Annotated in this window: 16 protein-coding genes; 5 read left to right on the forward strand and 11 right to left on the reverse strand. The window is 67.2% G+C overall.

Going from position 1 to position 13,659, the window contains the following annotated elements:
- Positions 1-124: 124 nt before the first annotated feature.
- Both N0B71_RS26300 and N0B71_RS26305 read right to left on the reverse strand, forming a co-directional pair.
- Positions 125-829, reverse strand: coding sequence for an MlaA family lipoprotein (locus N0B71_RS26300; RefSeq protein ID WP_259755943.1), 705 nt, complete (start codon positions 827-829; stop codon positions 125-127).
- A gap of 169 nt (positions 830-998) precedes the next feature.
- A complete protein-coding gene (locus N0B71_RS26305; RefSeq protein WP_259755945.1) occupies positions 999-1,715 on the reverse strand; it encodes a GntR family transcriptional regulator in 717 nt (238 codons plus the stop codon).
- 112 nt (positions 1,716-1,827) lie between these two features.
- Between N0B71_RS26305 and N0B71_RS26310 the strand changes: the two genes are divergently transcribed.
- From N0B71_RS26310 to N0B71_RS26320, 3 genes are all read left to right on the forward strand, one after another.
- A complete protein-coding gene (locus tag N0B71_RS26310) occupies positions 1,828-2,571 on the forward strand; it encodes an HAD family phosphatase (RefSeq protein ID WP_259755947.1) in 744 nt (247 codons plus the stop codon).
- A complete protein-coding gene (locus N0B71_RS26315; protein ID WP_259755948.1) occupies positions 2,568-3,149 on the forward strand; it encodes a phosphonate degradation HD-domain oxygenase in 582 nt (193 codons plus the stop codon). The genes N0B71_RS26310 and N0B71_RS26315 overlap by 4 nt, the downstream gene beginning before the upstream one ends.
- Before the next feature lie 78 nt (positions 3,150-3,227).
- Positions 3,228-3,491 carry a DUF4404 family protein gene (locus N0B71_RS26320; RefSeq protein WP_259755949.1) on the forward strand — a complete coding sequence of 88 codons (264 nt, stop codon included), beginning with the start codon at positions 3,228-3,230 and terminating at the stop codon, positions 3,489-3,491.
- A 63-nt stretch (positions 3,492-3,554) separates the two neighbouring features.
- On the opposite strand, the gene queF is transcribed toward N0B71_RS26320, so the two are convergent.
- From queF to N0B71_RS26345, 5 genes are all read right to left on the reverse strand, one after another.
- On the reverse strand, positions 3,555-4,385 hold the full coding sequence (queF, locus tag N0B71_RS26325) for an NADPH-dependent 7-cyano-7-deazaguanine reductase QueF (RefSeq protein ID WP_259755951.1): 831 nt from the start codon (positions 4,383-4,385) through the stop codon (positions 3,555-3,557).
- Positions 4,386-4,651: 266 nt separating this feature from the next.
- Positions 4,652-5,359 (reverse strand): copper resistance protein B, encoded by a 708-nt coding sequence (locus tag N0B71_RS26330; RefSeq protein ID WP_259755952.1) that lies wholly within the window; start codon positions 5,357-5,359, stop codon positions 4,652-4,654.
- Between the two features lie 9 nt (positions 5,360-5,368).
- The gene (locus N0B71_RS26335; protein ID WP_259755953.1) at positions 5,369-7,078 is read right to left on the reverse strand and encodes a copper resistance system multicopper oxidase; all 1,710 of its coding nucleotides are present in this window, start codon (positions 7,076-7,078) and stop codon (positions 5,369-5,371) included.
- An 11-nt stretch (positions 7,079-7,089) separates the two neighbouring features.
- Positions 7,090-7,641: a copper-resistant cuproprotein CopI gene (gene copI / locus N0B71_RS26340; RefSeq protein ID WP_259755954.1), complete on the reverse strand. Its 552-nt coding sequence runs from the start codon at positions 7,639-7,641 to the stop codon at positions 7,090-7,092.
- Positions 7,642-7,813: 172 nt separating this feature from the next.
- A complete protein-coding gene (locus tag N0B71_RS26345; RefSeq protein WP_259755955.1) occupies positions 7,814-7,945 on the reverse strand; it encodes a co-regulatory protein PtrA N-terminal domain-containing protein in 132 nt (43 codons plus the stop codon).
- A 126-nt stretch (positions 7,946-8,071) separates the two neighbouring features.
- Here N0B71_RS26345 and N0B71_RS26350 point away from each other — a divergent pair, with 126 nt between their 5' ends.
- Both N0B71_RS26350 and N0B71_RS26355 read left to right on the forward strand, forming a co-directional pair.
- A complete protein-coding gene (locus N0B71_RS26350; protein WP_259755956.1) occupies positions 8,072-8,752 on the forward strand; it encodes a heavy metal response regulator transcription factor in 681 nt (226 codons plus the stop codon).
- Positions 8,749-10,065, forward strand: a complete 1,317-nt coding sequence (locus tag N0B71_RS26355; protein WP_259755957.1) for a heavy metal sensor histidine kinase — start codon at positions 8,749-8,751, stop codon at positions 10,063-10,065. Before N0B71_RS26350 ends, N0B71_RS26355 begins: the two co-directional genes overlap by 4 nt.
- A 196-nt stretch (positions 10,066-10,261) precedes the next feature.
- Here N0B71_RS26355 and N0B71_RS26360 read toward each other — a convergent pair whose 3' ends face one another.
- The 4 genes from N0B71_RS26360 to N0B71_RS26375 all read right to left on the reverse strand — a co-directional run bounded on the left by N0B71_RS26360 (position 10,262) and on the right by N0B71_RS26375 (position 13,502).
- A complete protein-coding gene (locus tag N0B71_RS26360; protein WP_259755959.1) occupies positions 10,262-11,041 on the reverse strand; it encodes an ABC transporter permease in 780 nt (259 codons plus the stop codon).
- The gene (locus N0B71_RS26365; RefSeq protein WP_259755960.1) at positions 11,038-11,970 is read right to left on the reverse strand and encodes an ABC transporter ATP-binding protein; all 933 of its coding nucleotides are present in this window, start codon (positions 11,968-11,970) and stop codon (positions 11,038-11,040) included. Before N0B71_RS26365 ends, N0B71_RS26360 begins: the two co-directional genes overlap by 4 nt.
- A gap of 108 nt (positions 11,971-12,078) precedes the next feature.
- The gene (locus N0B71_RS26370) at positions 12,079-12,696 is read right to left on the reverse strand and encodes a glutathione S-transferase (RefSeq protein WP_259755961.1); all 618 of its coding nucleotides are present in this window, start codon (positions 12,694-12,696) and stop codon (positions 12,079-12,081) included.
- A gap of 146 nt (positions 12,697-12,842) precedes the next feature.
- A complete protein-coding gene (locus N0B71_RS26375; protein WP_259755962.1) occupies positions 12,843-13,502 on the reverse strand; it encodes a transglutaminase-like domain-containing protein in 660 nt (219 codons plus the stop codon).
- Positions 13,503-13,659: the final 157 nt, after the last annotated feature.

The raw sequence follows: 13,659 nt of genomic DNA on the forward strand, positions 1-13,659 counted from the left end.
AGCGGCGCGGGTCGGTCGCGACAAGGCGCAGACACTACTCCCATCCGCTCAAGGGTTCAAGCAGGCGCCGCCCGCGCCACGATTGGCGCGGGCTGGAGGACAGAGCGGTCTGCGTGCAAAGCGATCAGAAGTCGTCTTCGACGTCGCCGTCCTTGACCTTGAACTCGCGGTTCTGCAGGTAGGCGTTGCGGATGAAGGTGTACTTGTCGCCGCTGATCAGCTTCTCGGATTTGAGCAGATCGGCGCGGGTGTCGACCACGTCCACGCCACGCAGGCTGTTGCGTACCGGCACGTTGTCGATGTACGGGTAGGGGCCGGTGAAGGAGTCCGGAATCAGCGCCGGCGCATCGCGCAGGGTACTCGGGCCCAGCAGCGGCAGCATCACGTAGGGACCGCTGCCCACGCCCCAGTGGCCGAGGGTCTGGCCGAAGTCTTCGTCGTTGCGGCGCAGGCCCATGTGGGTGGCGACGTCGATGAAACCGGCCAGGCCGAAGGTCGTGTTGAACAGCAGGCGGCTGGTGTCGACACCGGCGTCGCGGAACTTCAGCTGCAGCAGGTCGTTGACCAGGTTCTTCACGTCACCGATGTTGCCGAAGAAGTTGTGCACGCCGTCCTGCACCACGTTCGGGGTGACGTACTGGTATCCCTGGGCCAGCGGCTTGAGGGCATAGGTGTCCAGGGTGTCGTTGAAGGTGAAGATCGGACGGTTGACGCTTTCCCACGGGTCGTCTTCGCTGGCGGCCTGGGCGAGGAATGGGATAGTGGCCAGGCCAGCGGCGGCGATCAGGCTGAAGCAGCGTTTGGTCCATTGGACGCCTAGTGGGCGCATCGGGAATTCTCCAGTGAAGGTCTATCGGGCCAGCCATGGCGGCCCCGCTATGCGGGCAGATTATATAGAGGCGCAACGATTTTGCAGACCCGCACCGATATCGCAGAAATTCGATTCAGCGCGGCAGGCCGGCGTTTCGCATGCGTCCAGTTGAAAGCATAGTGCCACTTCAGTCCGGATACCGTGCGTCGATGACAATTTCCAGGGCATCGGAGCGCCAGAATTCCTGGTCCCACTCCACCAGGCGACCGCCATCGGTGTAACTGGCCCGCTCCACGTAAAGCCCCGGCGAGCCGGGCGTGAGCTGTAGCGGCGTCGCCCGCGCCTCCACCAGCGCGGTGGAATGCATGGCCAGCTCGGAGCGCGACAGGCTCAGCCCCAGTTGCTCACGCAGCACGCGGGTGAGGGAGGTATCCAGCCCGTGATCGAGCAGGCCGGGGCACCAACTGGCGTCCAGGGTGATTTCCTCCAGCATCACCGGCCGCTCGTCGACCCAGCGGCGGCGCAGGATGTGAAAGACCTGCGCCGCCTCCGTCAGCCCCATGCGCCGCGCCAGTGCCGGCCCGGCGGCGCGGCGCTCGGCGGCCAGCACCTCGGTGCGCGGCATACGCCCCTGGGCCTGGACGTAGTCCATGAAGCCGGTCGTACGGGTCGGGTTGTAGCGGATGCGCGGCGGCGAAACGAACCAGCCGCGGCGGTTCTCGCGGTACAGCAGGCCTTCGGTTTCCAACTGCTGGAGCGCTTCGCGCAGGGTGACGCGGGTGCAGCCGAAGCGCTCGGCCAGCTCGCGTTCGGCGGGCAGGCGCTGGCTCAGGCTGGCAGTGGCGATGTCCTGCGCCAGCTGGTCACGGATGCGCAGGTAGTGGGGCATGGGTTCGACCGGCATGGGCGTCTTCCGCAAAAAGGCGCGGCGATTATAACGGCACGGCGGCGGACTTCATCGGACCGTCACATTGCCTCGCTAGCCTGGCCTAGACCAATCATCAGAAAAGCCCACCATGCCTGCCACCGCCGACCTGCCGCGCTTTACGACCCTGCTGTTCGGACTCTCGGGCGACCTGGTGGACTTCGGCGCCAGGACGCTGCCGGTAGCCCTGCAACGCACCTGCCCCGAGGCCCCGCCGGAGCGCCTGGCCGATACCCTCGCCCTGCCCCCGCAGCAAGCCCTGGAACGGCTGCTGGGCCGCCGCGCCGATGCCGACGAACGCAGCCGCTTCCAGTGCGCCCTGGACGACGCTGCCCAGGCCCATGCCGAGCCCACGCCTGGCGCCCTGGAGGCCCTGCACAGCCTGCACCGGCGCGGGGTGCCCTGCGCCTGGCTGGATGAGCTGCCCGACGCCACCACCCGCCACCTGGCCGCCGCTCTCGACGAACGCCTCGCCGCCGGGCTGGACTTCGCCGGCCGCCCGTGGCCCGCGCCAGACGCCTGCTGGCAGGCACTGATGCAGCTGGACAGTCCGCACCTGGACGGTTGCGTGCTGGTCAGCGGCCAGCCGCGGCTGCTCCAGGCAGGCCTGAATGCCGGCCTGTGGACCATCGGCCTGGCTGCCAGCGGCCCGCTGTGCGGCCATGCACCGGGGGACTGGGATGCCCTGGGCAACCTCGACCGCGACCGCCTCCGCGCCCAGGCGACGCTGGGCCTGTACCGCCTCGGCGTGCACTCGGTCATCGATCACCTGGGCGAGCTGGATTCCTGCCTGCAGGACATCGCCGGCCGCCGCCTGAAAGGAGAAAAACCGTGAAGCACATGCGTCACCGCTTCCTCGACGAGCTGGCCGAGCGCTTCGCCAGCCACGGCGCCGAGCCGTATGGCGAAGCCATCAGCCAGGCCGAACACGCGCTGCAGTGCGCCACCCTGGCCGAACGCGCCGGGTGCTCCGACAGCCTGGTGATCGCCGCCCTGCTCCACGACATCGGCCACCTCTACGAGGACCCGCAGCTGATCGACGAACAGGACCAGCGTCACGAGGAATTTGGCGCCCATCTGTTGCGCGAGCTGCTGCCCGAATCGGTATGGCAGCCGATCCGCCTGCACGTGGCCGCCAAGCGCTATCTCTGCGCGGTCGACCCGGCCTACCACGCCGGCCTGTCGTGGGCGTCGCGGCAGAGCCTGGCGCTGCAGGGCGGGCCGTTCGACGCGCGCGCCTCCAGCGCCTTCCTCACCGCCCCCTTCTCCCAGGACGCGCTGACCCTGCGCCGGCTGGACGACCTGGGCAAGGACCCGGCCATGCGCACGCCGGAGCTGGAACACTTCTTCCCGCTGCTCGAACGCCTGCTGCGCGTTGATCGGCATCAGGCAAGGGTGCGCGCGGCGAGTTAAGCTCAACGGCATGGCGATGGACCTTTTCCCCGCCGGGCGAGGTCCATCTTTGCGTACGAACCGCAGAAGGACACCACCATGCCGACACAACGCCTCCAGGAAGAACTCCAGGCCCTGCGCGAGCAGCTCGAGCGTCAGCCGCCGCTGAACGAGGAAGAGCGCGCATCGCTGCAAGCGCTGATCAAGGACATCGAGATGCAGCTGGCCAACGAAGAGGCGCTGGCCGACGAGACGCTCATGGACAACGTCAACCTGGCCGTGGAGCGCTTCGAGGCGAGCCATCCGACGCTGGCCGGCACGCTGCGCTCCATCGTGCAGAGCCTGGCGAACATGGGCATCTGACCCGCCACGGACACAGAAAACCCGGCCAAGGCCGGGTTTTTCGTATCCGCGATTTACCGAGCTCTACTGGCGCACCAGCCGGCGGTTGTCGGGCTGCACGGCTTCGCTGCTGCGGTAGGGATTGATGTCCAGCCCGCCACGGCGCACGTAGCGCGCGTAGACGGTCAGGCGGGTGGGTTGCAGCAGGCGTTGCAGGTCGAGGTAGATGCGCTCGACGCACTGCTCGTGGAAATCCTGGTGCTGGCGGAAGGACACGACATAGGCCAGCAGGCTGGCCGCATCCAAGGCCGGGCCGCTGTAGTCCACCACCAGCGTGCCCCAGTCCGGCTGGCCGGTGACCGGGCAGTTGGATTTGAGCAGGTGGCTGTAGAGCACTTCGTCGACGCGACGGGTATCGTCGCAACGCAGCAGTTCCGGGCGCGGGTGGTCGTAACTCTCCACCGCGACGTCCAGGTCATCGACACAGGTGCCGTGGATGACGGCCACGCCCTCCCCCGCCACGTCGTCCAGGCTGCGCACCCGCACGCCCACCGGCGCGCCGGCGGCGGCGGAGAGGTCGCGCTCCATCACCGCGCGCACGGCATCGGCGCTGTCGAAGGCGGTCTGGTTCAGCGAATTGAGGTAGAGCTTGAAGGACTTGGACTCGATGATGTTCGGCGACTGCGCCGGGATCGAGAATTCGCCGATGGCCACCACCGGCTTGCCCGAGGCGGTCAGCCAGGACAGCTCATAGCAGTTCCACAGATCCACGCCCTGGTACGGCAGGGTTTGCGCGGTCAGCCCCAGCTCCGCCCACTTGGTGCTGCGGGAGATCGGGAACAGCAGCTGCGGCGCGTAGGTGGAGACGTATTCGCTGGATTTGCCCAGGGGCGAGTGTTCGGCGGGGTGCTGCATGGGAAGACCTGCTGGATCGGCGATGCGGGTGGTGGTGCGAGGCGGCGAGTGTATACAAATCCGCCGGCCCTTTCAGCAGGCGGCGGACGAGCCGGGGGCTGAAAGGGCCGGCCCCTGTAGGAGCGAGCTTGCTCGCGAACGGATTTCCCGGCGGCTCCACTGCCACCTTGTAGGAGCGCGCCATGCGCGCGATCGCGGGCATGGCCCGCTCCTACAGGGGCGCCGTAGGAGCCGGATTCGCGGGCAATCACAGCCGAATGGACAGGTCAGAACCACATCCTCACGCCCGCGACCCAGTAGCCCTCCTCGTCGTGCTCGCCCTCGGCGCGGGCGAGGTCGCCGCTGCGGCCGTAGGTCTTGCTCCAGACGTAGCCGACGTATGGCGCGAACTCCCGGCGTACTTCGTAGCGCAGGCGCAGGCCCGCCTCCAGTTCGCTGCCGCCGGCGCCCACGCCGATGTCGCGGTCGTCGGCCAGCGCCAGGTTGTACTCCAGCGAGGGTTCGAGGATCAGCCGCTGGGTCAGCAGCAGCTCGTACTCGGTCTCCAGGCGCAGGGACGGGTCGCCGCGTTCGCTGAGGAACAGGTTGGCGTCCACCTCGAACCACTGCGGCGCGAGGCCCTGGACGCCGAGCACCGCGTAGCTGCGCGACGGCCCCGGCTGGTCGTCGTGGCGCACGCCCACTTGCCAGTCCCAGAAGTCCGCGAGCAGGCGCTGGTAGAGCAGTTGCACCTCGTTGTCGGTGGTCGGGCCGCCGGCATCGCGCTCGCCCTCCAGCTTCAGGCGCAGCTTCTGGTAGTCGGTGCCGTACCAGCCCTGGGCCTCCCAGCCCAGGGCCTGGTCGTTGCCGTGGAAGCGACTTTCCAGGCGCTGGATCAGCAGCGAGCCCAGGGGCATGTCGTCCATCTCGGCGCCGTGCGCGGGCAAGGCGAGGCCCAGGGTCGCCGCGCAGGCCACCGTTGTCATGCGTTTCATGGCGGTTCCTCAGAGGCTGGCGCTGGCGGGAGCCGGCTCGACGATGACCTTGCGCATCATGCCGGCGGCCATGTGGTAGATCAGGTGGCAATGGAAGGCCCATTCGCCCAGGGCGTCGGCGGGCACGTCAACATCCAGGGTGCTGCCCGGCGCCACGCTGACCACGTGCTTGAGCGGGTTGAAGCGGCCGTTGCCCTTGTCCAGTTGCATCCACATGCCGTGCAGGTGCATGGGGTGGGTCATCATGGTGTCGTTGACGAAGCGGATACGCACCCGTTCGCCGTAGGTCAGGCGGATCGGCTCGGCCTCGGAGTACTTCTTGCCGTCGATCGACCAGAAGTAGCGCTCCATGTTGCCGGTCAGGCGGAACTCGATCGTGCGGTCCGGCGCGCGGTAGTCGGCGTAGGGGCGCATGGCTTTGAGGTCCGCATACACCAGCAGGCGGTTGCCCGGCTCGGCCGGCTGCGGCGTCAGGCCGCTGCCGGGGGCGTAGTCGGACTTCGGTGAGGACATGGCCGAATGATCCATGCCAGCCATCTGCGAATGGTCCATGCCCTGCATCTTCGAATGATCCATTCCCGCCATGCTGGAGTGGTCCATCCCGGCCATGTCCGCCCCCGCCGCGTCAGCGCCCTGCCCCGCCATCGCCATGCCACCGTGGTCCATGCCCTCGTGGCTCATGCCCATGTCGGCCATGCTCAACAACGGCCGTTCGCGCAGTGCCGGCACCTCGGCCTGCAAGCCGGCGCGCGGCGTCAGGGTGGCTCGGGCATAGCCGCTGCGGTCCATGGCTTCGGCGAAGAAGGTGTAGGCGCGGTCTTCCTGCGGCTGGACGATCACGTCATAGGTCTCGGCCACGGCGATGCGCAGCTCGTCCACCGTCACCGGCTGCACGTCGTTGCCGTCGGCCTGCACCACGGTCATCTTCAGGCCGGGGATGCGCAGGTCGAAATAGCTCATGCCGGAACCGTTGATGATGCGCAGCCGCACGCGTTCGCCGGGCTTGAACAGGCCGGTCCAGTTCTGCTCGCTGTCCTGGCCGTTGACCAGGAAACGGAAGCCGGCGATGTCGGCGATGTCCGTGGGCGTCATGCGCATGCCGCCCCAGTCCAGGCGGTCGCGCAGGGTCGCCATCACGCCATTGGCGCTGGCATCGGCGATGAAGTCGCCCAGGGTGCGCTGGTTGCGGTTGTAGTAGTCGCTCTGTTTCTTCAGGTTGGCGTATACGGTTTCCGGCCGGGTGTCGTGCCAGTCGGCCAGCAGCAGGGTGTACTCGCGGTCGTAGCGGTACGGCTCGCGCGCCTTGGGCTCGATCACCAGCGGGCCGTAGAGCCCCTCGATTTCCTGGAAGTCGCTGTGGGCGTGGTACCAGTAGGTGCCCGACTGCTTCACGGTGAAGCGGTAGGTGAAGGTTTCGCCGGGCTTGATGCCGGGGAAGCTGATGCCCGGCACGCCGTCCTGGGTATAGGGCAGGATCAGCCCGTGCCAGTGCAGCGAGGTGTCGCGATCGAGGGTGTTGGTGACACGCAGCTCGACATCCTCGCCCTCCTTGAAACGCAGCTCCGGCGCGGGCGTGCGGCCGTTCACCGTGAGCGCCTTGCGGGCGCCGTCGGACAGCCTCAGCTCGCCTTCGCCGATGGTCAGGTCATACACGCCCGCCTGCACCACCAACGGTGCCAGCAGCAGCGCCCCCAAGGCCCATTCCCTTGCGCGGTTCATCGTCTGCGCGCTCAGGGCTTGACGGTCAGTTTGCCGACCATGCCGGCCTGATAGTGCCCCGGAATGTTGCAGGCGAACTCCAGGCTGGTGGCCTTGCTGAAGGTCCAGGTCAGCTCGGCGGTCTTGCCCGGCTCCACCAGCACGCTGTTGGGGTCGTCGTGCTTCATCATCTGGCCCATCGGCTGGTCGCCATGGCCCATCTTGCTGTGGTCCATCTGGCTCATGTCGTGCTGCATGCCGGTGGGGGTGAGCATTCCCGAGTCCATCATCTGCTGCATTTCCTTCTGGTGGCCGGCGTGCATGGCGGCGCTGCCCAGGTTGAATTCGTGCAGCAGGCTGCCCGTGTTGTGGATGACGAAGCGCACGGTCTCGCCCGGCTTGACGTCGATGCTCTCGGGTTCGAAGAACATCTCGCCCAGCTTGATCTCCACGGTGCGGGTGGCCTGGGCGGCCTTGGCCGGCTTGCCGAAGTCATAGGCATGCCCGGCATCGGCCAGGGCCGGCAGGCTGATGGCGGCGGCGAGGCCGAGGACGGAAGCGTGCAGCAGATGACGCAGGGACATGGCGAATCTCCTCTCTAAGACGATGACCATGGTCGCTGGCGGCGCCTGAGGCTTGGCTGTCAGGAAGATTACAACTCTGTCAGCTTGGCGCCGGCGCGGCCGCGGCGGGGTATAAAGAGGGCGAAAAAAAGCCCGCCAAACGGCGGGCAAGGGGCACCACAATGAAACGGATTCAGCAGGCCTGGCGCGCTTTGGCGGCCTGTTCCTGCATGCGCTGGAAGGTGATGTCCCCTCCGCCGTCGGCCAATGCCGGCGCGGCAGGGAACAACAACACGGCAAACAAGAGGGAAATGATCAGGTGCATGGCGGACTCCTCGATGGCGCTGGACAATGAACACCCCGCTAGAGTGCAAACCCGAGCCTGTCAGCGCGCTGACCGCCCCATTACCCTGATGACAGCTGCGCCCCGTGCGCGCCCATGGATACCCGCATGAAACTCCTCATCGTCGAAGACGAACCGCGCATCGGCCATTACCTGCAGCAGGGCCTGAGCGAGGCCGGCTTCGCCGTCGACCTCAGCGCCGACGGCGACGAAGGTCTGCAACTGGCGCTGGCCGGCGAGCACGACCTGCTGATCCTCGATGTGATGCTGCCCGGCCGCGATGGCTGGCAGATCCTCCAGGCGCTGCGCCAGACCGGCAGCGCCGTGCCCGTGCTGTTCCTCACCGCCCGCGATGCCGTGGAAGACCGCGTGCGCGGCCTCGAGCTGGGCGCCGACGACTACCTGGTGAAGCCTTTCGCCTTCGTCGAACTGCTCGCCCGCGTGCGCACCCTGCTGCGCCGCGGCGGCCAGCAGCTGCAGGAAACCACCCTGCAGTTGGCCGACCTCGAGCTGGACCTGCTGCGCCGCCGCGTGCAGCGCGCCGGCAAGCGCATCGACCTGACCGCCAAGGAGTTCGCCCTGCTGGAACTGCTGCTGCGCCGCCACGGCGAGGTGCTGCCCAAGTCGCTGATCGCCTCCCAGGTGTGGGATATGAACTTCGACAGCGACACCAACGTCATCGAAGTCGCCATCCGCCGCCTGCGAGCCAAGGTCGACGACGACTTCCCGCAGCGCCTGATCCATACCGTGCGCGGCATGGGTTACGTGCTCGAAGAGCGCGACGCATGAGCGCGCGCCTGTCCCTGGGCCTGCGCCTGAGCCTGCTGTTCGCCGCCTGCACCGCCGCCGTGTCGCTGCTGGCCGGCGTCCTCTTCAGCCGCGCCAGCGAGGCGCACTTCATCGAGCTGGATCAGCAGTTGATGGCCGGCAAGCTGGCGATCTTCCGCGACGTGCTGGGGGACGTTCGCGGCCCGGCGCAACTGGCACCGCATACCGCCGAGCTGCGCCGCGAGCTGGAGCGGCACCCCGATCTCGGCCTGCGCCTGCAAGGTGCCGATGGCGCCGTCTGGTTCGAGCAGCGCCCGGCAATGAACATGGCCAACGGCGAGGAGCCGTCCTTCCGCGAATTGCAGGCGCCGCTGGATGCCCGGCAAGGCGACGGCGCGCAACTGACGCTAATCCTCGACATCACCCATCACCAGCACTTCCTGCAACGCATGCAGCGGCTGATCTGGCTGACCATGGGGTTCTCCGCGCTGGCCACCGCCCTGCTCGGCGCCTGGGCCGCCCGCGCCAGCCTGCGCCCGCTGCGGCGCATGAGCGAAGTGGCGGCGCAGGTCAGCGCGCACTCGCTGACTACCCGCCTCGACGCCGGGCAGATGCCGCAGGAACTGCGCGGCCTGGCCGGGGAGCTGAATGCCATGCTGGCGCGCCTGGAAGAGGCCTTCCAGCGCCTGTCGGCCTTCTCCGCCGACATCGCCCACGAGCTGCGCACGCCGCTCACCGGGCTACTGACCCAGACCCAGGTGGTGCTGTCGCGCTCGCGCGGCCTGGAGGACTACCGCGAGGCGCTGCACGGCAACCTGGAGGAGCTGGAGCGGCTGACCGCGATGGTCAACGACATGCTGTTCCTGGCCAAGGCCGACCACGGCCTGCTGACGCCCAGCAGCCAGCCCCTGGCGCTGGCCGGCGAGGTGGACGAGCTGCTGGAGTTCTATGCGCCGCTGGCGGAGGAGAAGGCGATCCGCCTGGAGCGCGACGGCGAGCTCACCGTGCAAGGCGACCGCGCGCTGCTGCGGCGGGTACTGGCCAACCTGCTGGACAACGCACTGCGCTTCACCCCGGACGGCGGATTGATCCGCGTGCGCCTGGAGCCGGGCCGCCTGAGCGTGGAGAACCCCGGCCGGGAAATCCCCGCCGAACGCCTGCCGCGCCTGTTCGACCGCTTCTACCGCGCCGACCCGGCACGCCGCGAAGGTCAGGGCGAACATGCCGGGCTGGGCCTGGCGATCTGCCGCTCCATCGTCCGCGCCCATGGCGGGGAGATTCGCTGCGAATCGACGCAGGGGCGGACGCGGTTCGTCATCGAGTTTCCCGTTTAAGAGCCCCTCACCCTAACCCTCTCCCAGAGGGAGAGGGGACTGTACGGCACAGGTGGAAACCAAGGTATCAGCCGGCACGCGCGGCTCCCTCTCCCTCCGGGAGAGGGCTGGGGTGAGGGCAAGCCAGTGCTGCGAGGTTCCAGCTGACCAAAAAAAGGCCCCAACCGGGGCCTTGTTCATCCGCGCAACGCGCCGCTCACTGGCGCATGCCGCGCCCGCTCACCAGCAGGCGCACGCAGAAGACGTACAGCACCACCGTCGCCACCAGCATGAAGATCACCGCCGTGCCGATGCGGATGTCGGACACGCCGAGAATGCCGTAGCGGAAGGCGTTGACCATGTGCAGGATCGGGTTGGCCAGCGACACGGTCTGCCAGAACGGCGGCAGCAGGGTGATCGAGTAGAACACCCCGCCCAGGTAGGTCAGCGGCGTCAGCACGAAGGTCGGGACGATGGAGATGTCGTCGAAATTGCGCGCGAACACCGCGTTGACGAAACCGCCCATGGAGAAGATCGCCGCGGTCAGTACCACCACCAGCACGGTCACGCCGATGTGGTGGACCTGCAGGTCGGTGAAGAACAGCGACAGCAGGGTGACGATCAGTCCCACCGCCAGCCCGCGCAGCACGCCGCCGCAGACGAAGCCCAGGAGGATGGTGTGCGGCGACACCGGCGAGACCAGCAGTTCCTCGATGTTGCGCTGGAACTTGCTGCCGAAGAAGCTCGACACCACGTTGCCGTAGGAGTTGGTGATCACCGACATCATGATCAGCCCCGGCACGATGTACTGCATGTAGGTGAAGCCACCCATGTCGCCGATCTGCCGGCCGATCAGGTTGCCGAAGATGACGAAGTACAGAACCATGGTGATCGCCGGCGGCAGCAGCGTCTGCGGCCAGATGCGCAGGAAGCGGCGGACTTCGCGGTAGACGATGGTGTTGAGGGCGACCCAGTTGGCGCGCAGTTCGCTGCTCATACCGCCACCTTCGACAGATTCTTCTCCACCAGCGACACGAACAGCTCCTCCAGCCGATTGCTCTTGTTGCGCAGGCTCAGCACCTGGTGGCCCAGGGCGTTGAGCTGGACGAACAGGCCATTGATGCCCAGCGACTTGTCCACCTGCACTTCCAGGGTGTGGTCATCCACCAGCCGCACGGGGTAGCCGTCCAGCTTCGGCGCCTCGCTCAGGGTGCCCTGCAGGTCGAGGTAGAAGGTCTCCACGTGCAGCTTGCTCAGCAGCTTGCGCATGCTGGTGTTCTCCACGATGGTGCCGTGGTCGATGATCGCGATGTTGCGGCACAGCTGCTCGGCCTCCTCCAGGTAGTGCGTGGTGAGGATGATGCTGATGCCTTCGCCGTTGAGTTCGGTGAGGAAGTTCCACATCGAGCGGCGCAACTCGATGTCCACCCCGGCGGTGGGTTCGTCGAGGATCAAGAGGCGTGGCTCGTGCACCAGCGCGCGGGCAATCATCAGGCGGCGCTTCATGCCGCCGGAGAGCTCGCGGGAGGCGGAGTTGCGCTTGTCCCACAGGCCCAGCTGGGTGAGGTACTTCTCGGCGCGGCCCTTGGCCACGCTCATGGGAATGCCATAGTAGCCGGCCTGGGTGACGACGATGTCGAACACCTTCTCGAATTGGTTGAAGTTGAATTCCTGGGGCACGACGCCCAGGCAGCGCTTGAGGCCGTACGGGTCCTTGTCCAGGTCATGGCCGAACACGTTGACCGTGCCGCTGGTCTTGTTCACCAGGGTGGAGAGGATGCCGATGGTGGTGGATTTGCCGGCGCCGTTGGGGCCCAGCAAGGCAAAGAAATCGCCCTCGGCGACGTCCAGATCGATGCCCTTGAGGGCCTGGAAGCCGTTGCCGTAGGTCTTCGTCAATTGACGGATGGACAGCGCGGAACTCATGGGTATTCCCGTTGCAAGTCGGTGGAAAGACAGCTGTCTTTGGAAAAAAGGCCTGCTTGATAAGGGTATGCCGCGAGGATTGCAACCGCCGCGGCGCGCGCAGGCAGGTCAGGTCAGTGCGGTCATCACCGCGTCACGGTAGGCCGGGCGCGCCTTCAGGCGTTCGTACCAGGCCGCCAGGTGCGGCTGCGCCGGGCGCTCGATGGGCATTTCGAACCAAGCATAGATGAAGCAGCCCAGCGGAATGTCGCCGATGCCGAATTGTGCGCCGGTGAGGTAGGGCTGCTGCGCCAGGGTCGCTTCGGGAATGGCCAGCAGGTCGGCGCAGGTGTCGATGGCCGCCTGGATGGCCGCCACGTCGCGCTGCTCCGGCGGCGTGCGCACGGTTCCCCAGAATACGGTACGGAACGGCGTCGCCAGGGACGAGGTGGTCCAGTCCATCCATTTCTCGGCGCTGGCGCGTTGCTGCAGGTCCTGCGGGTAGAGCTGCGGCGCGTAGCGCGCGGCGAGGTAGCGGACGATGGTGTTGGACTCCCAGAGGACGAAGCCCTCGTCCTCCAGGGTCGGCACCACGCCGTTGGGGTTCAGCGCGCGGTAGGGCGCGTCGTTGACGACGCCGAAGGCGCCGCCGGCGTCGATCCGCTCGTAGGCCAGGCCCGCCTCTTCCGCGCACCAGAGCGCCTTGCGCACATTGGAGGAATTCTTCCGGCCCCAGATCTTGAGCATGCTGCGCCCTCTTGTCGTTGTCATCGAATGAAGGCACGACCTGAAGGCGTGACTTCGGATGACGGCACCCTACCGACAACAGCGCCAGGAAAAAAGACTCATCGACTGATGGTCACTATCGATTGCGTTCATGTGGGCGCTGGCGTTCACGCCTGGGCCGCTTCGCTGCGCAGGTCACCCGCGGGCAGCGCGTCGTCGCCGGTGAACAGGTGCGGGTAGCACTGCTTGAGGTAGCCGAAGAAGAACGCCTCGGGCACGTCGGCGAACTGGCCGTGGTCGCGCAGGTACTCCATGTGCCGCTCGCCGTCGCGGTTGAACGGGTGGAAGACGCTGTCGGTGCGCCCGTCGAACTCCAGCGGCAGTACGCCGAAGGCCTCGCACAGGCCCAGGTCGAAGGCCGGCGTGGCCTTGACCCAGCGCCCTTCGAGGAACAGCTCGGTGTAGCCGTGCATGGCGAACACCTCGCTGCGCAGCAGCTCCAGCAGGCGCGGCGTGGCCAGGTGGTTCTTCACATCGGCCAGGCCGATGCGCGCGGGGATGCCGCAGTGCCGTGCACACGCCGCCAGCAGCGTGGCCTTGGGCACGCAGTAGGATTGCCCGGCCTGCAGCGCGTAGCTGGCCTTGAGCGTCTGCGGGTCGCGGCTGAACACGTAGGGGTTGTAGCGCACCGTGTCGCGCACCGCGTAATACAGCGCCACCGCCTGCTGCAGCGGCGTGGCGCCGTTGTCGCGGTGATTTAGAGCGAACTCGATTACCCCGGGGTGGTCACTATCCACGAAGCGGCTGGGCGTGAGGTATTGCTGCATGGCGTTGTCTCCGGGCGGTCATCCGTGATGGCGCCCACAGTCTAACCAGCGCCGGCGTCCGCCCGACACGGCGATCCGGCCAAGCTGTCCGGCCATGCGGCCATCGGTCCGATTCGCCCAGCTACGCTTTGGGTGCATGGTGAAGGGAGTTCCCGCT

Origin of the sequence: Pseudomonas sp. GCEP-101 (assembly GCF_025133575.1) — a bacterium.
GTDB lineage: Bacteria > Pseudomonadota > Gammaproteobacteria > Pseudomonadales > Pseudomonadaceae > Pseudomonas > Pseudomonas nitroreducens_B.

Coding starts and splice junctions, on each gene's coding strand:
- N0B71_RS26330 (WP_259755952.1), bottom strand. CDS start 5,359: ATGAAACGCATGACAACGGTGGCCTGCGCGGCGACCCTGGGCCTCGCC.
- copI (WP_259755954.1), bottom strand. CDS start 7,641: ATGTCCCTGCGTCATCTGCTGCACGCTTCCGTCCTCGGCCTCGCCGCC.
- N0B71_RS26370 (WP_259755961.1), bottom strand. CDS start 12,696: ATGCTCAAGATCTGGGGCCGGAAGAATTCCTCCAATGTGCGCAAGGCG.
- N0B71_RS26345 (WP_259755955.1), bottom strand. CDS start 7,945: ATGCACCTGATCATTTCCCTCTTGTTTGCCGTGTTGTTGTTCCCTGCC.
- queF (WP_259755951.1), bottom strand. CDS start 4,385: ATGCAGCACCCCGCCGAACACTCGCCCCTGGGCAAATCCAGCGAATAC.
- N0B71_RS26300 (WP_259755943.1), bottom strand. CDS start 829: ATGCGCCCACTAGGCGTCCAATGGACCAAACGCTGCTTCAGCCTGATC.
- N0B71_RS26355 (WP_259755957.1), top strand. CDS start 8,749: ATGAGCGCGCGCCTGTCCCTGGGCCTGCGCCTGAGCCTGCTGTTCGCC.
- N0B71_RS26305 (WP_259755945.1), bottom strand. CDS start 1,715: ATGCCGGTCGAACCCATGCCCCACTACCTGCGCATCCGTGACCAGCTG.
- N0B71_RS26320 (WP_259755949.1), top strand. CDS start 3,228: ATGCCGACACAACGCCTCCAGGAAGAACTCCAGGCCCTGCGCGAGCAG.
- N0B71_RS26375 (WP_259755962.1), bottom strand. CDS start 13,502: ATGCAGCAATACCTCACGCCCAGCCGCTTCGTGGATAGTGACCACCCC.
- N0B71_RS26350 (WP_259755956.1), top strand. CDS start 8,072: ATGAAACTCCTCATCGTCGAAGACGAACCGCGCATCGGCCATTACCTG.
- N0B71_RS26365 (WP_259755960.1), bottom strand. CDS start 11,970: ATGAGTTCCGCGCTGTCCATCCGTCAATTGACGAAGACCTACGGCAAC.
- N0B71_RS26360 (WP_259755959.1), bottom strand. CDS start 11,041: ATGAGCAGCGAACTGCGCGCCAACTGGGTCGCCCTCAACACCATCGTC.
- N0B71_RS26310 (WP_259755947.1), top strand. CDS start 1,828: ATGCCTGCCACCGCCGACCTGCCGCGCTTTACGACCCTGCTGTTCGGA.
- N0B71_RS26335 (WP_259755953.1), bottom strand. CDS start 7,078: ATGAACCGCGCAAGGGAATGGGCCTTGGGGGCGCTGCTGCTGGCACCG.